Raw genomic sequence first — 16,228 nt, forward strand, 5'->3', positions numbered from 1 at the left:
ACTAACCCACTAACAGAGCAGCAAAGATCAACGTGTAGTGGTCTAATGAAACCGGACACCCATTTAGGCGAGAATGCTCGCCAGATAGAGGTGTCTGATGACCAAACAACGTCGTTCCTTTTCCGCTGAATTCAAACGCGAGGCCGCAGGCCTCGTGCTCGATCAAGGCTATAGCCATATCGAAGCCAGCCGCTCGCTTGGGGTGGTCGAGTCCGCGTTGCGTCGCTGGGTTAATCAACTCCAGCAGGAGCGCAGCGGCGTGACTCCGCAGAGTAAGGCGCTGACGCCTGAGCAGCAGAAAATCCAGGAATTGGAAGCTCGAATCGCTCGCCTTGAACGGGAGAAATCCATTTTAAAAAAGGCTACCGCGCTCTTGATGTCGGAAGAGCACGAGCGCACGCGCTGATTGATCAACTGAGCCCCCAAGAGCCGGTTGATTGGCTTTGCGCAGTCTTTGATGTCACTCGTTCGTGTTACTACGCCCACCGCCTCAGGCGCCGAACTCCAGACGTTGAGCGGCTGCGGTTGCGCAGCCGGGTTAACGAACTGTTTACGCAAAGTCGAAGCGCCGCCGGTAGCCGCAGCATCGTGTCGATGATGCAGGAAGACGGCGAGCAAATTGGGCGGTTCAAGGTGCGAGGCCTGATGCGGGAACTGGAGTTGGTCAGCAAACAACCTGGATCACATGCCTACAAACAAGCGACGGTTGAACGGCCTGACATTCCGAACATCTTGAATCGAAAGTTTGATGTGCCGGCGCCGAATCAGGTCTGGTGTGGCGACATCACCTACATCTGGGCTCAAGGGAAATGGCATTACCTGGCTGTCGTTATGGATCTTTACGCGCGCCGAGTGGTGGGCTGGGCGCTGTCGAACAAGCCGGATGCGGATCTGGTCATCAAGGCGTTGGACATGGCTTACGAACAGCGTGGCAGGCCTCAAGGACTTCTGTTTCACTCGGATCAGGGCTCGCAATATGGCAGCCGCCAGTTTCGCCAACGGCTCTGGCGTTACCGCATGCGCCAGAGCATGAGCCGTCGTGGAAACTGTTGGGATAATGCGCCGATGGAGCGCGTTTTTCGCAGCTTGAAAACTGAATGGATACCGACCGTGGGCTACATGACGGCTCAAGAAGCGCATCGAGACATCAGTCATTATCTGATGCATCGGTACAACTGGATTCGACCGCACCAGTTCAACGATGGGCTGGCCCCAGCTCAGGCCGAGAAAAAACTTAACGTCGTGTCCGGGATTAGTTGACCACTACAACGAAGGGCCGAAAAACCACTCAATGTGGTGAGTAGGTTCTCCGGTGGTGGTCGTGCCTGAGTTCAGACGAGCTGAAATCCGACTTTTTCAACAGAATCGGCCAATAGCTGCCCGTGAGGTGAACCGGACTGACTTAACACAGCCCAAAAATCGCGTCCCTTCGCAAATTTCAGGTCTACTTACCAAACGGTCGACGTCAGATTTCACGTAGCAACGCTGACTTCAAAGTGACGAATGCGTTTTTACACGGCCTGGGCCGAAAACGGCCTCACCCCAAGACTCCTAGGCCTGTTGATCTGCGAAGTATCGACTGGGTACTTCTCCCAGCAAGCGCTTGAAAACCGTCGCGAATGCACTTGAACTGCTATAACCCAACACCATTGCAACCTGTGTGACCGACTGACCTTTTCCGAGCCGAACAATCGCTGCGAGCAGGCAGGCTTGTTGTCGCCATTCGATGTAACTGATGCCTGTGTGCAATCGAAACTGTCGGGTAAAGGTACGGCGGCTCATCCCCGCGCGCTGAGCCATTTCGTCGATACCAATTTCCAGCGAAGGCAGGGCCAGGAACTCGCGGCACACAATTGCAAGACGTGGCTCCGCTGGCAACGGGGCATTGAGCGAAAGCGCAGGCATCCCGGCAATTTCATGCAGCAGCAATCCCATCAAATGGCCATCTCGTCCTTGGGTGGAATAGTGCGCGGGTACATCCATTGCCTTCAACAGCAAATGCCGCAACAGCGGCGACACGTCCAATACCTGACATTGTCCCGGTAGCCCGAGTCGCTGTGCAGCTTGTTTGCGGATATAGGTGTTGTGCATGGTGACAGGGCCACGCATCTGCATGGCGTGGGGGAGCTGCGCCGGGACCCATATGCCGCGTTGGGGCGGAACGACCCAGTTGCCGTCATCGGTAAACACGGTAATGACCCCCCTTGCGGCATACGCGAACTGTCCACGCTGATGGTTGTGTACCGGGAACAGCGTTCCGTCCGCATAGTCATGTGCGGTCACGACAGCATCGCGCGATGTGTTCTGGTAGGGAGGTATGGTTATTTCTCGCATGGCCCGATTCTAATGAAAGTTGGCCTGTGACTGAAAGCGGGCCAAGTCGATTGCTTGCATATTTCTTCAGGCACGAGCATTTCCGCTCGGCTCTGGGAAAAGACTGACCATGCAGAAGAAGCATCTTGTACTAGCCGTGCTGGTAACGGCCGTCTGGGGATTGAACTTTCCCGTGACCAAACTTGGGCTTGCCGGCATCGACCCGCTGTTGTTGACAGCGTTGCGTTTCACGCTCGCCGCCTTGCCTTGGGTATTTTTCGTGGGGCGTCCACGCGTTGCATTCCGGTGGTTGGCGGCCTACGGGCTGATCTTTGGCGTAGCCATGTGGGCCTTGATCAACCAGGGGATCGCTTGGGGTGTGCCACCTGGTAGCGCATCGCTGTTGATCCAGCTCAGCGCATTCTTCACGCTGGGCTGGGGTGTGCTCTTTTTCGGAGAACGCCTGGGTCAGCCTCAATTGGTTGGCAGCTTGCTGGCGGCCGTAGGGTTGGGGGGGATGGTACTGTGCAGTCCCGGCGATGCGTCGAGGGCAGGTTTTGCACTCGTAATTGGCAGCGCATTGGCATGGAGCATTGGCAACGTTGTCATCAAAGTATCCAAGGTACGTGAGATCTTCGCCTTCGTGGTATGGGCCAGCTTGTTTCCACCCATCCCGCTCTTGCTGTTGACGTGGCTGCTGCATGGCTCGGCCCCCTTCAAGGCGCTACCTTCGCAGCTCAATGCAATGACGCTTTTTTCACTCGCTTTCCAGGTCTACGCAGCGACACATTTCAGTTACTGGGGGTGGAACCTGCTGTTGCGTGAATACCCAGTGTCGCGCGTGGCACCGTTATCGCTGTTGATTCCGGTATTTGGCATCGTCAGCTCAATGGTCATCCTCGGCCAACACCCAAGCCCCTCTAATTGGGCCTTGATCTTGCTGGTTCTACTGGCGCTAGCCTTAGGTTCAGGGAAAGTACAGGTACTGCTCACCCGCCATCGCACGCGTTGATTGGCGGGCTTGAAGGGTCTGTCGGCTGCTTTGTTTCTGGTGTGTCAGTGCTGAATGGGCATCCCTGTGCAGCCTAGGGATCAAGGGGTGGAATTGCCCAACCGTCTGACCTCAGCCTGTATGGCATAAGCCGGCGCCTCCACAGCATTGAAATCTTGTGTATACCGCTGGGCAAATCCTTCTACCCCCCATTCCTGAAACTGCTGCACATGCTTTAGTTCGTGAGCCCAGAGCGCGATGTTCTGTTCTGCGGTTTGAGCGTCCCGGAAGAGGATGATGTCGATCAGCGTCACGGCACCGACATCGGGGTTTTGCAGCATGGCAGTGGCGGCGCTGAATTGGCCGTTGTCGCTAACCTTGTAGCGCGCGACATCGAGGACGCTGGGGTCGTACCAACGCAGCAGTTGTTCCCGGATGTGCAGTGGGATGGGTTGGATGTCGGCGCTGGCTGCTTCAGCACGGGCTTGGGTCAACCATAGAGCCAGGGCAGGTGCCGCGATCTGGTAGATGCCATCGGGCATCTGCCCCAGATCTGGCAGGCAGATGCAGCCGTCCAGGCACACTTGTTTCTCGCCAGGTGGGCAGGCGTTGGTTTGGGCGGGTACTACAAGAGTCAGGCAAAGAGCAAACAGCGCCACCGGGCGCGTGGTGATGGGCGGCATTAGGCCCTCCAGGGACGGAAGCAGCACGAACAGTAGGTCACTATTGATCGACGACCCACATAACTTTAGCGTATCCCTATCGGGTCTCTTCTCGACGGCTGTTTGGGGCGATTGCCGCCCTCACAACAACAGCAACGGTCGATCAGAAGTACTCACTCAGTGATTGCGATCGGACTGGATATACGGTGTCTCATGCACGCTCAGTCCCTCTCCGTGCGATCCGAGGACACGCCGTCTCCCCCCGCTGCCGAAATTTCCGCAAATGGCCATAAACGCTGAAGTGCCTCAAGTAATCGGTTTGGTCGCCGACACGGTTGCTGAATGCCCTCATGCGAAGGACCATAAGATGTTTTACCCACGCGAAGCAGAAAAAGATCACCTATACAACCGAGTAATCCTGCTAAGCATTGCTTGCTGTGTGCTGCTATCACTGGCCGCCATGGCACGGCACCAAGGATCCATCTATGCGATCATCCAATTGAGCGCGGCTGAGGTCACAGGCACAGTGACGCAGCTGGAAGATATCCCTAGAAACAGCATGGTCAAAATAATTCGCTACCAATATGTCGATCACGACCGCCAAGTTCACGAAGGCGAATACCAGGACCAGCGTTATGACGAACACTCCCAATATGAAGTGGGTCAGGATATTTCGCTGCTTTATTCACGCTGGTTCCCGCGAGTAAGTAGTATCACAACCGAGCTACACACCTACCGCCCCGGCTTTTTCATCATGACTGGCGGAGTGTTGCTGGCCTTGTTGTTTCTTGGCATCTCGTTCAGAACAATCAGCCGCATTTTTGCCATGAAGCAGGAAGATCGCTTCTATTGAGATGCGCACCTCAACGATCAATCCAAGCAATAGCCGCCGCGCAGGTCACACCGACTTGCCAACCAGGCACCGTGCAGATACTGTCCATTTTATGAATCAGCCACGCATTGCCTCGACCACCACGACCACGACCGCCCAAGGCGGGTCGTGAGAGGTGTCGTGAGCCAATAACGCACGAACTTCAAAGGCCCGCCAGCGATGGACAGGGCCTTTTCTTTTGCCCTTGTGTCGCTGGTCCAAACGCAAGGAAAGCACTATGTACGCACTGTTGATTCTCGATATGCAGGTTGGATTGTTTCATGGTCCGGATAAACCATGGGCTGGCGAAGCGCTGCTGAACACTTTGAATAACCTGTTGAGCAAGGCCCGCACGGCTGGCGCGCCAATCTTCCTTGCTCGCCACGTCGGTCCACCTGGCTCGCCCATCGAACCTGCGAGCCCGTTGACGCAACTGGTGTCGGAACTGCTGCTACAAGGCGACGAAGTAATCTTCGAAAAAAACCGACCCAACGCTTTCGCCATGACTGACCTGGCCGATCGGCTGAAAGCTTGTGAATCTCAGGGTGTGGTTATTGCCGGAATGAAGACCCAGTATTGTGTCGACAGCACCTGCCGCGCCGCACGCGATCTTGGATTCGATGCAGTGCTGATCGCCGATGGTCATACCTGCTCCGATACCCCTGTGTTGACGGCCGAAAATATCATCGCTCATCACAATGCGACCCTGGCGGGTCCATTCTGTCGCGTCGTTCGCGCTGAGGACTGGCATTTTTAACCGGCATTGATAGATCGGCTCAAGACTGGGTCGGTCTGTCCGCTTTGGGTTGTGAATTCACCAACCCAAAACGTACCTTGAGCAAACGCGGCTAGGCGCGCTCACGCCGATATAGTCGACTCTATTGCCGACCGTACCTCCAGGAACCTTTTCCCAGTGTCTGACATGCCGAGCAACTTCGCTTACACAAAACGCTTCAACGCCGTACTCGCCTACATTGATGCCAATCTCGAAGGTGACCTGTCGGTGAAGACGTTGAGTCATGTGGCGAACTTTTCGGTGTTTCACTTCCATCGACAATTCACCGCGTTCGCAGGCGTGCCTGTCTCACGTTATGTGCAACTGATGCGGCTACGACGCGCGGCGCATCGCCTGGCCGCCCTCGCTGATTCCTCGGTACTGGACGCCGCACTCGGTGCCGGCTTTGAAAGCCCCGAGGCATTTTGCAGGGCGTTCAGGCGGGCGTTCGGTATGACGCCGAGTGCGTTCATGAAGGAACCGAACTGGCAGGTCTGGAATGCGGTATTCGCAATCCCTCACTTTTCCAGGACTATCATCATGCAAGTACGAATCGTGGAATTCCCTGAAATCAGGGTAGCAGCGCTTGAACACTGCGGACCCGCCAGGCTCGTCAATGAGAGCGTGCGCACGTTCATCGAGTGGCGTATGCAGAGCGGACAGTCGCCAGTGGCATCGAGTCGCACCTTCGGTATTCCCTATGGCAATCCCGATACGACACCTCCACAAGCATTCCGCTTCGCAATCTGCGGCGAGATTCACGAGGCAGTGGCGCCGAATGAGTTCGGTGTGCGCGAGATCGTCATTCCTGGCGGTCGCTGCATCGTGGTGCGACACGTGGGGTCACCGGATCACATCGGCGAAACGATCTATCCGATTTACCGCGATTGGCTTCCTGCCAGTGGAGAAGAGCTTCGTGACCACCCGCTGTTCTTCAATTACCTGAGCGTCTATCCCGAGACGCCGCAGGATCAATGGCAAACTGATGTGTATGTGCCGCTGCAATAGCGGAGCAAGCAGCTTTCGCCCCTGACAGACATTGACGAGTGTCCGCTCAGGGTTGCAGCCTTTCGCAACAGGCAGACATCGGCCAAAAGCAGTCCTTCGGATGATGGTCACTGCTGAGAATCAACGAGCTTTGTTCGGACGAAAGACCACCCAGCTCGCCGCCACTAGCACCCATGCCGCAATACCCCCATACAGCATGACCCAGCCAAATCCATGGGCCAAAGCTGCGTTGGCAACATCGACCGCAATAGTAGTGTCTTGGCCAGTCTGCGCCAACACAGCGGAGTTGCCGGCTGAAATATTCTCCGCCAGCAACCTCAACTGCACATCATCGGACGAGCCAGATAACTGGTCGCGCAGGGAAGACAGGATGCCTTCCACCAAGATGAATCCCATCAGCGCGATATTGATTGCAAGGCTGATCATACGAGCGCTGATATCGATGCCCGATGCCATGCCTGCACGCTCACTGGGCACCGATCCTGTGGTGGTATTGGTGACAGGCGTATTGGTCAACCCCAGTCCGATCCCTGCGATCAAGCAGCCAGGAAGCATCGTCAGCCAGCTGGCATGCGTGACACTGCTGCCCCATTTCATCAGCAGGAAGCCCAGACCTATGGTGAACAAGCCTGCGGGAATCACCACGTCAGGTCGATAACGCAGCGCCAGCCGTTCGCCCAACGGAGGGATAACCAGCGTTGGCAGCGTATACGCCAGCAGTGCCAGACCGGTGCCGACACTGGCGTAGCCCAGGCTATTTTGAAAGTACAGAGGCAGGTAGATCATGAATGGCCAGAAGCTGAAGTTCATGCCTGCCGACCCTAGCAAGGCACCCGAGAAGCGGCGGATGCGAAATACCGAGAAGTCGAACATGGGATCGACATAGCGTCGCTGTGCGATGACAAAGACAACGAAGCTGACCATTGCCACAACCAGGCTGGCGATGGCCGAACCACTGGAGAAGCCCAGCCCCGCTCCCTGAGTGATGAACCAGGAAAGACCCAACACTGCCAGCGATAGCGAAATAATGCCCAGCACATCCAGCCTGCGACGCTGCGGATCGCGTGACTCATCGACACCGGCGATGACCAGCACCAGCGCGAGCACGGCAATTGGCGCATGCACCAGGAAGACCCATTCCCAGCTCGACAACGCCACGATAGCTGCGCCGATAATCGGACCGAACCCCAGACCGATGCCGAACACGATCCCCCAGGCACTGAAAGCTTTGCCGCGCGCATCTCCCGACTGGAATCGGTGAGACAGCACTGCCACCTGACAAATCAGCATGGCACCACCGGACATACCTTGCAGGAATCGGCTTGCGATCAACACACTGGTGCTTTGTGCCCATCCACAGCTCAGTGAGGTAATGCCGAAAAGTACCAGGCTAATGATGAACACTCGCTTGCGCCCATATCGATCCGCCAGTGTGCCGGTGGCCATCAGCACCGTGGTGCAGGCGATGGTGTAGGCATTCATTATCCACTGCATATCTTTGAAATCGCTACGCAGAACCGATTCAAGCGTAGGCAAGATTACCGGCACACTCGAGATTTCCAGGCCGAACATCAGCGAGGCCAAGCAAACGGCGGCTATTGTGAAAACATCCTTTTGCGAAGAAGAGAACAGCATCGTGATCTTCCAGATCAAGTTGATGGGCACTGGCAAGACGACCCTGCCCCCTCAGGGGAGTTGGCGCGATAGCCTCACCAGCGTCACCCGACATAACTCCAAGTGACCAGCCGCATTCTGGAAGTAATTAAAAAATGACAGAAATGATTTAATTTCGTAAGTTTTATTAATATTCATCATGAGTTGACTAAATGGACTTCGATCCAGCTCTGTTGCGTGCTTTTGTCGCGATCAAGGAAACCGGTAGTTTCACTCGTGCCGCAGAACGGCTGCACTTGAGCCAGTCAGCGATCAGTCATCAGATCCGGCGCCTGGAAGAACAGGCCGGCACCACCCTACTGGTGCGCACCACCCGACGTTTGACGCTGACAGAAGATGGCGAAGATTTTCTGCGTCATGCCGAACATGTCCTCGACGCGCAAGACGCCCTCTCACGGCGTTTCGAAACGTCATCGGTATCCGGAACCGTGCGCTTCGGTGTGCCAGAAAACTTTATCGGCGACGGCCTGCCGCCGTTATTGACTCGGTTCGCCAGACAATTTCCCGCAGTACGTCTGGATGTAACCGTTGGCACCTACCTTGATCTGCGCGCGCAGGTCGATGCCGATGGGCTCGATCTGGCCGTGGTCATGGCATTGCCGGGCGGTCAGGCCAGCGGTACCGTGCTGCGCGAAACCCGGTTTGTCTGGGCCGCGGCGCAGAGTTTCGACTTTACCGGCGACACCCCTTTACCGCTGGCGTTTGCACCAGCGCCCTGCATGCACCGGCAAGTGGCCGTAGAGGCACTGGCGAGCTCCACCGTGGATTGGCGAGTTGCCTTTACCTCTCCAAGTCAACAAGGACTGCGAGCGGCGGTATTGGCCGGACTTGCCGTCACCGCTCTACCGCTGGGAGATCTAGAGCCCGGCATGGTGGTGATTGACGGTCAACATGGCCTGCCACCGCTGGTGGATGCTAATTTCAGACTGATATGGAGTGTCACAGGAAAGACCCCTGCGGCCAATGCATTTGGGCAACTGCTGGTGGAGATGTCTGAGTCGCCAACGATTTAAACAAGCTGACGGCTATTCGATGGTAAGTGCCCTGTTGATTGCGAATGGCCGCTTTGGGTTGTGGATTCAACCGGTCGAAATCTGACATTTTATTTCCCTCAACCTCTGCCAGACTCAGTCAAAAAAGCAGCCGAAGGAAGTGCCGTGAAAATGCTCATGGAGGTTGTGCTCGGCGTCATCTGCTACCGAGTCGGGTATTGGGTGCTCAAGGCAATTACGCTGGGTCGGTGCGTCAGCAGCCAAATCCCCGGTCTCCCAACTTTGATAGCTGCTGCATATTGGAAGCGCTAACATCCCGCCCTCGCATGGATGCTGTATGGCGGCGTGTAGAGCGCGCACGCTTGGAGTGTCCGTATCACCAGGCCCGCGGACACAAGGAAAAAGTACCATGGCGCTAACCAGCAAGATTTCCCTCTACGACAGTCGATGGCCCACGCTCTTCCTTAACGCCAAAGAGCAGATCGCGAAGGCGTTCGGCACTGAGCTTGTAGCCATTCATCATGTCGGAAGCACCGCCGTTCCCGAGCTCGCCGCCAAACCAGAGATCGACCTCCTGGTCGAGGTTGCGCAGCATCGAAACGAATCCCTCCGAGACACTGTCATGCGTGGGCTAGGGTATGCACGGGGAAGCGATCTGTCGGCAGGACACCATTTTTATCGTCGCGATGTTGATGGTGTGCGGACACACAAGGCCCACGTTTGTATCACCGGCCACGGTCAAATCGAAAGAATGCTCCGCTTTCGTGATTTGCTCAGGAGCAACCCTGTGCTTCGCCAGCGGTATCAAGACTTGAAGCTTGAACTGGAAGCAAACAACACCGGCGGCATAGGTGAATACCTGGCACGGAAGGCCCCCTTTATCGACGAGATTATGGGGTCGGTCTCGACATCCGCTCGCTATAGCGTGGAGCCAAGACCAATCGGCTAGTCAGCGTGGCAATGCCGAGTGTCCTCCCTCATCTCTCCTCGGCAAATGCATCCTTGATAAATGCCTCCAGCTCCTTCTCTTCAAGCAGCTCAATAGAAAAATGCCCGAAGCGTTTCGGTAACCAGAGTATGCGTGTCCCACTTGGCGACTGGAGATTATCGCGAGACAGCGGCTGGCCGTTCTCATTTTCCGGCTGGACGCCTGCGTCGATCAATTCGTCGTAGGCTGCCTCAATATCAGGTGTGGAATAACAGTGCCGGTAGATTGTGCCTTCGCCGTTGGCGTCCATCAGAGCCTTGAGATTTCCGGTAATCGGTTGCACCAGCATAATGCGCTCCGTTCCGAACTTGACGATCGCATAGCGCACATGCAAACCGTCGCGCTGCCAATCAAGTGTCTTTGAAATTTTGGCGCTAAAGACACGAGCGTAATACTTGCACGCTTCCTCGAGGTCTTTGACGAGAACATCGACGTGGCTGAACTTTAATTTCAAGGGCCCCCGGGCGGGTATCGAGGCCGCCGAGAGGGTCAACTTCTCTATCAGCGAGGCGACGTCCTTCGCACCGTAACAGCGAAATTTAACGCTGCCAGCGTCGGTATCCAGACGGACGATCTTCGTCACAAACCCACCTTCAACGCTGACCTTTCGGATCATTGCCAATGGGAGTTCAATATCCAGGGTCCCATCCTGAACGAGGCGGTTCATGATATTGGCGTTCAGGCGAACCATGGTTTCGGTGACCACTAACTTCCCACCAACCCACAACCCTCCGTATGCGTTCTTGAAGGCCTCCAGCACCCCGGCCAACGCGCCCACACTGCCACTCCCGGCTATGGAGAACAGATCGCCCACGTTGTCGTGATTCAACTGGGCGTCGGCCACCAGAAAATTGACCAGCTTCGACTTCAAAACTCCTTCGGCCATCTACACATCTCCATAATTTGAGGAGGTGTAGTTAACCAGAAATAGGCTCTGTACGCCCGGCTGTGTATCACAGTGTGTCTGACCAGCCTCTTGATACATGGTTTTTCACCTGGCCTGCGATTCGACACAGGCCAGATACGTCGCCGCGTTCGAATGCAAGCAAGGTTTCAAGGGGCTCAGCCAGAACCCCTGGCCAACGGCTTGCAACGGAGACATCACATGAAGATGGCACTGCGGAACAAAACCGGCAAAACCCGCCACCGCCTGGTCGGCTCGCCGATCCTCGCGTTTACCCTGTTCAGCGTTCTCGGTGCGGCCCACACACAAACGACCGCAGCCACGCAGCCAACGGCGATCAATGCTGGCGCCACTCATGCAACACCCTCCCCGTTCGGCCCGCTCAAGCATGTCAATGCCGGGCTGCTGAACGTGGCATACGCCGAAACGGGCCCGGCTGACGGGCCGGTGGTGATTCTTCTGCACGGCTGGCCATACGACATTCACAGCTATGACGAGGTCGCCCCCTTGCTTGCTGCAAAGGGCTATCGAGTGCTGATGCCGTATGCACGCGGCTATGGCGATACGCATTTTCTGTCCGATAAAACCGTTCGCAATGGCCAACCGGCTGCACTGGCCAGTGACGTCATCGACTTCATGGATGCGCTGAAGATCAAACAAGCCGTGCTCGGTGGTTATGATTGGGGCGCGCGCTCGGCCGACATCGTCTCGGCGCTATGGCCAGAACGGGTCAAGGCGCTGGTCTCGGTCAGCGGGTATCTGATCGGCAATCAGGCGGCCGGCAAGAACCCGCTACCACCCAAGGCTGAATTGCAGTGGTGGTATCAGTTTTACTTCGCCACCGATCGCGGTCGCGCCGGGTACGAGAAAAACACCCACGACTTCGCCAAGTTGATATGGCAACTGGCTTCGCCGAAATGGGCGTTCGATGACGCCACTTTCGACCGCAGCGCCAAGGCGCTGGACAACCCCGACCATGTCGACATCACCGTGTTCAACTACCGCTGGCGGCTGGGCCTGGTCCAGGGCGAGACCCGATACGATGCGCTCGAGCAGAAACTGGCCACGACGCCTTCCATCAGCGTGCCGACCATCACCCTTGAAGGCGATGCCAACGGCGCGCCGCACCCTACACCCCGAGGATTACGCCAAGCGCTTCACCGGTCAATACGAGTTCCGGCTGATCAGCGGCGGCATCGGCCACAACCTGCCGCAGGAAGATCCGCAGGCGTTCGCCAAGGCTGTGATTGACGCGGATCACCTTTGAGGTGATCTGATGTCCGTGTACTGGCCCCGATGAACACCGTCACAACAACGGCTCGTTTATTTAACGAGCCGTTTTAGCCAAGGCAGGCGCAACACCGTCTAATCTGAATAGAGCACGACCACAAACACACCTCCAGCCTCTTGATGCAGGGGAACATGGGATGATCGGCAAAACAGCGCGCCAATGCTCGTCATGGATCCTCCCTTCCCTGCTCGCCATTAACCTGGCGCTGACTGCAGGATGTGCGGGCAAAACTTCCACGGCCCGCTATTCGGCCTCAAGCGCCGGCTCAAGCTGCTATGCAAAAGCGCTACCCACTGCCGGCGAGGGCGGCCTGGCTTGGGGCTCCACCCTGGACATGGCTCGCCAAAAGTCCATGGATAATTGCATACGCTATGCCGGTCAATCCGGTGGTACGCCGACTACCTGCCATGTGGTGTTGGCGGAGTGCAAAAACTGATATCGAACGCCTGCATTCAATAACAGAACTGAACGCTCACCCTCTGCTCAATAGCGTCAGGCGGCACCAGGGACATTTGTTCCCATGCCCGCCGGCAGGAACGGTCGAATTTCGTCGATTTCTGCGGTGCTAAGACGCAACTCCGAGGCTGCAATCAGTCCGTCTACTTGTGCCGGACGGCGGGCACCGACAATGGCGCCCGTCACTGCCGGTTGGCGAAGTACCCAGGCGATGGCGACCGCCGCAGCGCTCACCCCGTGCCTTTCTCCAATGCGTGCCATGACGTCAACCAATGCCAGGTTCGCACTCAAACGAGGCTCCTGGAAGTCAGCACTTCGGGCCTTGCGCCAATCGTCTTCGGGCAGCTGCGAGATGCGTTCACGCGTCATGCTGCCGGAAAGTAGCCCTGATTGAAGCGTGGAATAGGCAAGGACACCCATCCCGACCTGCTCACAGAATGGCAGAACGTCCTTCTCGATGTCCCGCATCAAGGCCGAGTACGGTGGCTGGAGCGAAACGATCTCTGTCACCGCCTGCGCCCGCTTGAGTTGAGCGACATCGAAATTCGATACACCGATAGCGCGAATCTTTCCTTGATCGCGCGCGGCTGCCAAAGCCGAAAGCGCCATTTCAATACCTTCACTGCTGGCATCGGCAGGAAAAGCAGGCCAGTGGATCTGATAAAGATCGATCGTCTCGACTTGAAGCCGGTGCAAGCTTGCGTCGATCTCGGCGAGCAAGGATTGAGGGGCCAGTGAGTGCGAAATCGCCTTTGTGGCCGGGTCCCAGACCAAGCTGCCTTTAGTGAACACCAAAGGACGACGTGAGGCCGGCACCCGCTGCAGCAACTGCCCCACTAATTGCTCCGCATGGCCCAAGCCATAAACTGCAGCGGTATCAATCCAGTTCACGCCGCGTTCGACGGCATATTCAAGTGCGCCCAGGCTGTCCTTGTCATCCTGCGCTCCCCAACTGTACTCCCAGCCGGTGCCGGCGATTGCCCATGTCCCCAGGCCAATAGGCGAAATCAGAAAATCCGATGATCCAAGACGATTCTTTTGCATAGCGACCTCTCCACCAATGATGGAGGAAGTATCCGGCAGAGGTCTCATGACGATAAGATAGGTTATCGCATTTGAACTACTGAGCAACATTCATGAGTTATCACCCCGATCTCTCTGAACTCGACGCCTTTGCCGCCGTCGCTCGCCATCGCAGCTTTCGCAAGGCCGCCGACGAGCGTGGCGTTTCAGCTTCCGCGTTGAGTCACGCAATGCGAGCGTTGGAAGCACGCTTGGGCATCAGACTGCTGAACCGAACCACTCGTAGCGTGACCCCGACCGAGGCTGGCCAGCAGCTATTGGCGACGCTGGTCCCAACCCTGCACCAGGTTAACGATGCATTGGCGCAATTGACCTCGATGCAGGAAGTGCCCGCTGGCAAACTTCGCCTCAACGTGGCGCGTCCGGCGGCTCGCATCGTGTTTGCAAAAGTGCTCGCGCCCTTCGTGGCCAGGTATCCACGTATTCAGTTGGACCTGATCACCGATGATGGATTGACCGATATCGTGAATGCGGGGTTTGACGCTGGAGTCCGCTTTGGTGAAAGCCTGGCCGGTGACATGATCGCAGTCCCTGTCGGCGCACCCCAGTCGTTCGTGACCGTTGCTGCGGATGCCTATCTGGCCGCAAAGGGAACCGCGCACGTCCCCCGCGACTTGCTCGACCATGCGTGCATTGCCAGGCGTTTTCCCAGTGGCAAACTTTACGCTTGGGAGTATCAAGCCGACGGTCAACCGATACGGTTGTCCGTCACAGGCCCGCTGATTCTGGAAGACGATGCGCTGATGATCCAGGCGGCGAAAGATGGCGCCGGTATTGCCTATGTCTATGAGGAACTGGCGCGCGACGATATCCAGAATGGGCATCTCAGAGAAATACTCCAGGAGTGGAAAGCACCGCCAAGCCGATTCTTTCTTTATTACTCCAGCCGGCGCCATGTGCCACCCGCCCTCAAAGCGCTCATCGAATTTATCAGAGCGGGCCGAGTTCGCGAGGCTGCGTAGCCGTCGTAAAATCAGAACCTGGAGCCCACGATCTTTTTCAACAAACGGAGTTACCTACATGGAAGTCATCAATCAGTTGCAGCCTGCAGAGTGTGCGGGCATGGAAGATATCCGACGCGAAATCGACGCCCTTGATCAGGCCGTTATCAAGCTGTTGGGCAAGCGTTTTCACTATGTGCTGGCCGCCTCGAAGTTCAAGACTTCGGTGACTTCGGTGCGCGCTCCGGAGCGTTTCAAGGCCATGCTGGCGACACGACGCGAGTGGGCCGAAGCCGAGGGCCTGAGCCCGGATGCCATCGAGAAGATGTACAGCGACTTGGTGAACCACTTCATTGCCGAAGAGATGAAACACTGGGCGACCCATCAATCCGAAACCTGACGCTAGTGTCCGGACCGACTTTTTCAACAGAATCGGTCGCAAGCGGCCCTTCACTACCGGCGGCTCTCGTTCCGAAGTGCTCATCGAACCTCGTGGCATCCATTTTTCCCTCCTGCTGACTCTTTCAATCCCACCTTCAAGGACCGAACCTGTGATCGTATCCCCCGCCAAACTCCTCTTCCTGCCCGGAGCCTCAGGCAACACCCGGTTTTGGCATCCGGTTGCTGAGCGCCTGGCCCACCCGGCGCAGCAGGTCCATATCGGCTGGCCCGGTTTTGGAGACACTCCGCCCTTGCCTGGCGTGACTGGCATGGATGATCTGGTGGCTCGCGTGCTGGCCGAGATCGACCGGCCCACAGCGCTGGTGGCGCAGTCCATGGGCGGCATAGTCGCTGTGCTTGCAGCGCTTGAACGACCTGAGCTGATCACACACCTGACGCTGACCGTCACCTCTGGCGGGGTGGATATGTCTGCTCTGGACGCGCATGACTGGCGCCCGGATTTTGCTGCCGCCAACCCGACACTGCCGAGGTGGTTTCTCGACGACCACACCGACCTCACGCTCCGGTTGGTCGAGTTGCGCATGCCAGTCCTGCTCCTCTGGGGAGATTCTGATCCGATCAGCCCTGTTCGCGTCGGCCAGCGCCTTGCTCAACTGTTACCCCGCGCGGAACTACACGTTTTCCCGGGCGCCGATCACAGTCTGGGCTTTACTCACGCAGCCGAGGTGACGAGGTTGATCGAGAGACATCTGGCCTGCTGGTGAGCGGAACACTTGTTGCCACCGTGTCGGACTGATTGTGCGGCCCCGTGCGTTTCAAGACATCTCGGATAGCAAGTGAAAACGTATTTCAGCAGATTCGGTGATTCACTTTCAGA

At 56.9% G+C, this 16,228-nt stretch carries 16 protein-coding genes and 1 pseudogene; 12 read left to right on the forward strand and 5 right to left on the reverse strand.

Translation table 11 applies throughout. The features are described from left to right. The first annotated feature begins 97 nt into the window (after nucleotides 1-97). Nucleotides 98-1,260 (forward strand): IS3 family transposase gene (locus tag LOY38_RS17465; protein WP_258696306.1). Its coding sequence is split into 2 segments (ribosomal slippage): nucleotides 98-353 and nucleotides 353-1,260, totalling 1,164 coding nucleotides; the frame shifts between segments, so codons are not numbered across the junction. 291 nt (nucleotides 1,261-1,551) lie between these two features. Here the strand turns inward: LOY38_RS17465 and LOY38_RS17470 are convergent. Then, nucleotides 1,552-2,334: a helix-turn-helix domain-containing protein gene (locus tag LOY38_RS17470; protein WP_258696307.1), complete on the reverse strand. Its 783-nt coding sequence runs from the start codon at nucleotides 2,332-2,334 to the stop codon at nucleotides 1,552-1,554. Between the two features lie 109 nt (nucleotides 2,335-2,443). Between LOY38_RS17470 and LOY38_RS17475 the strand changes: the two genes are divergently transcribed. After that, nucleotides 2,444-3,325 carry an EamA family transporter gene (locus LOY38_RS17475; RefSeq protein ID WP_258696308.1) on the forward strand — a complete coding sequence of 294 codons (882 nt, stop codon included), beginning with the start codon at nucleotides 2,444-2,446 and terminating at the stop codon, nucleotides 3,323-3,325. Between the two features lie 80 nt (nucleotides 3,326-3,405). Here the strand turns inward: LOY38_RS17475 and LOY38_RS17480 are convergent, their stop codons facing one another. Next, the gene (locus tag LOY38_RS17480) at nucleotides 3,406-3,987 is read right to left on the reverse strand and encodes a DUF4157 domain-containing protein (RefSeq protein ID WP_258696309.1); all 582 of its coding nucleotides are present in this window, start codon (nucleotides 3,985-3,987) and stop codon (nucleotides 3,406-3,408) included. A 346-nt stretch (nucleotides 3,988-4,333) separates the two neighbouring features. Here LOY38_RS17480 and LOY38_RS17485 point away from each other — a divergent pair, with 346 nt between their 5' ends. From LOY38_RS17485 to LOY38_RS17495, 3 genes are all read left to right on the forward strand, one after another. Further along, nucleotides 4,334-4,819 carry a DUF3592 domain-containing protein gene (locus LOY38_RS17485; RefSeq protein WP_258696310.1) on the forward strand — a complete coding sequence of 162 codons (486 nt, stop codon included), beginning with the start codon at nucleotides 4,334-4,336 and terminating at the stop codon, nucleotides 4,817-4,819. Nucleotides 4,820-5,075: 256 nt separating this feature from the next. Next, nucleotides 5,076-5,594 carry an isochorismatase family protein gene (locus tag LOY38_RS17490; RefSeq protein WP_258696311.1) on the forward strand — a complete coding sequence of 173 codons (519 nt, stop codon included), beginning with the start codon at nucleotides 5,076-5,078 and terminating at the stop codon, nucleotides 5,592-5,594. 156 nt (nucleotides 5,595-5,750) lie between these two features. Continuing rightward, on the forward strand, nucleotides 5,751-6,620 hold the full coding sequence (locus LOY38_RS17495; RefSeq protein ID WP_258696312.1) for a GyrI-like domain-containing protein: 870 nt from the start codon (nucleotides 5,751-5,753) through the stop codon (nucleotides 6,618-6,620). A 120-nt stretch (nucleotides 6,621-6,740) separates the two neighbouring features. Here LOY38_RS17495 and LOY38_RS17500 read toward each other — a convergent pair whose 3' ends face one another. Continuing rightward, the gene (locus LOY38_RS17500; RefSeq protein WP_258696313.1) at nucleotides 6,741-8,255 is read right to left on the reverse strand and encodes an MFS transporter; all 1,515 of its coding nucleotides are present in this window, start codon (nucleotides 8,253-8,255) and stop codon (nucleotides 6,741-6,743) included. Nucleotides 8,256-8,446: 191 nt separating this feature from the next. Between LOY38_RS17500 and LOY38_RS17505 the strand changes: the two genes are divergently transcribed. Next, on the forward strand, nucleotides 8,447-9,307 hold the full coding sequence (locus LOY38_RS17505; protein WP_258696314.1) for a LysR family transcriptional regulator: 861 nt from the start codon (nucleotides 8,447-8,449) through the stop codon (nucleotides 9,305-9,307). 388 nt (nucleotides 9,308-9,695) lie between these two features. After that, nucleotides 9,696-10,235: a GrpB family protein gene (locus tag LOY38_RS17510; RefSeq protein ID WP_258696315.1), complete on the forward strand. Its 540-nt coding sequence runs from the start codon at nucleotides 9,696-9,698 to the stop codon at nucleotides 10,233-10,235. 28 nt (nucleotides 10,236-10,263) lie between these two features. Here LOY38_RS17510 and LOY38_RS17515 read toward each other — a convergent pair whose 3' ends face one another. Beyond that, a complete protein-coding gene (locus tag LOY38_RS17515; RefSeq protein WP_258700744.1) occupies nucleotides 10,264-10,728 on the reverse strand; it encodes a VOC family protein in 465 nt (154 codons plus the stop codon). 651 nt (nucleotides 10,729-11,379) lie between these two features. On the opposite strand from LOY38_RS17515, the pseudogene LOY38_RS17520 reads away from it, so the two are divergent. Both LOY38_RS17520 and LOY38_RS17525 read left to right on the forward strand, forming a co-directional pair. Continuing rightward, nucleotides 11,380-12,445: pseudogene (locus LOY38_RS17520) on the forward strand (alpha/beta fold hydrolase). Nucleotides 12,446-12,605: 160 nt separating this feature from the next. Continuing rightward, nucleotides 12,606-12,905: a hypothetical protein gene (locus LOY38_RS17525; RefSeq protein ID WP_258696316.1), complete on the forward strand. Its 300-nt coding sequence runs from the start codon at nucleotides 12,606-12,608 to the stop codon at nucleotides 12,903-12,905. Nucleotides 12,906-12,961: 56 nt separating this feature from the next. On the opposite strand, the gene LOY38_RS17530 is transcribed toward LOY38_RS17525, so the two are convergent. Then, on the reverse strand, nucleotides 12,962-13,969 hold the full coding sequence (locus LOY38_RS17530) for an aldo/keto reductase (protein ID WP_258696317.1): 1,008 nt from the start codon (nucleotides 13,967-13,969) through the stop codon (nucleotides 12,962-12,964). Nucleotides 13,970-14,061: 92 nt separating this feature from the next. On the opposite strand from LOY38_RS17530, the gene LOY38_RS17535 reads away from it, so the two are divergent. From LOY38_RS17535 to LOY38_RS17545, 3 genes are all read left to right on the forward strand, one after another. Continuing rightward, the gene (locus tag LOY38_RS17535) at nucleotides 14,062-14,970 is read left to right on the forward strand and encodes a LysR family transcriptional regulator (RefSeq protein WP_258696318.1); all 909 of its coding nucleotides are present in this window, start codon (nucleotides 14,062-14,064) and stop codon (nucleotides 14,968-14,970) included. 58 nt (nucleotides 14,971-15,028) lie between these two features. Continuing rightward, nucleotides 15,029-15,349, forward strand: coding sequence for an isochorismate lyase (locus LOY38_RS17540; RefSeq protein WP_258696319.1), 321 nt, complete (start codon nucleotides 15,029-15,031; stop codon nucleotides 15,347-15,349). A 151-nt stretch (nucleotides 15,350-15,500) separates the two neighbouring features. Next, on the forward strand, nucleotides 15,501-16,115 hold the full coding sequence (locus LOY38_RS17545) for an alpha/beta fold hydrolase (protein ID WP_258696320.1): 615 nt from the start codon (nucleotides 15,501-15,503) through the stop codon (nucleotides 16,113-16,115). The last annotated feature ends 113 nt before the right edge of the window (nucleotides 16,116-16,228 follow it).

This window comes from Pseudomonas sp. B21-015 (assembly GCF_024749285.1).
In the GTDB taxonomy this organism is placed as follows: Bacteria; Pseudomonadota; Gammaproteobacteria; order Pseudomonadales; family Pseudomonadaceae; genus Aquipseudomonas.

Excerpts from the sequence above, each read along its gene's own strand:
- LOY38_RS17470 (WP_258696307.1), bottom strand. The coding sequence starts at position 2,334 with ATGCGAGAAATAACCATACCTCCCTACCAGAACACATCGCGCGATGCT.
- LOY38_RS17475 (WP_258696308.1), top strand. The coding sequence starts at position 2,444 with ATGCAGAAGAAGCATCTTGTACTAGCCGTGCTGGTAACGGCCGTCTGG.
- LOY38_RS17480 (WP_258696309.1), bottom strand. The coding sequence starts at position 3,987 with ATGCCGCCCATCACCACGCGCCCGGTGGCGCTGTTTGCTCTTTGCCTG.
- LOY38_RS17485 (WP_258696310.1), top strand. The coding sequence starts at position 4,334 with ATGTTTTACCCACGCGAAGCAGAAAAAGATCACCTATACAACCGAGTA.
- LOY38_RS17490 (WP_258696311.1), top strand. The coding sequence starts at position 5,076 with ATGTACGCACTGTTGATTCTCGATATGCAGGTTGGATTGTTTCATGGT.
- LOY38_RS17500 (WP_258696313.1), bottom strand. The coding sequence starts at position 8,255 with ATGCTGTTCTCTTCTTCGCAAAAGGATGTTTTCACAATAGCCGCCGTT.
- LOY38_RS17505 (WP_258696314.1), top strand. The coding sequence starts at position 8,447 with ATGGACTTCGATCCAGCTCTGTTGCGTGCTTTTGTCGCGATCAAGGAA.
- LOY38_RS17510 (WP_258696315.1), top strand. The coding sequence starts at position 9,696 with ATGGCGCTAACCAGCAAGATTTCCCTCTACGACAGTCGATGGCCCACG.
- LOY38_RS17525 (WP_258696316.1), top strand. The coding sequence starts at position 12,606 with ATGATCGGCAAAACAGCGCGCCAATGCTCGTCATGGATCCTCCCTTCC.
- LOY38_RS17530 (WP_258696317.1), bottom strand. The coding sequence starts at position 13,969 with ATGCAAAAGAATCGTCTTGGATCATCGGATTTTCTGATTTCGCCTATT.
- LOY38_RS17535 (WP_258696318.1), top strand. The coding sequence starts at position 14,062 with ATGAGTTATCACCCCGATCTCTCTGAACTCGACGCCTTTGCCGCCGTC.
- LOY38_RS17540 (WP_258696319.1), top strand. The coding sequence starts at position 15,029 with ATGGAAGTCATCAATCAGTTGCAGCCTGCAGAGTGTGCGGGCATGGAA.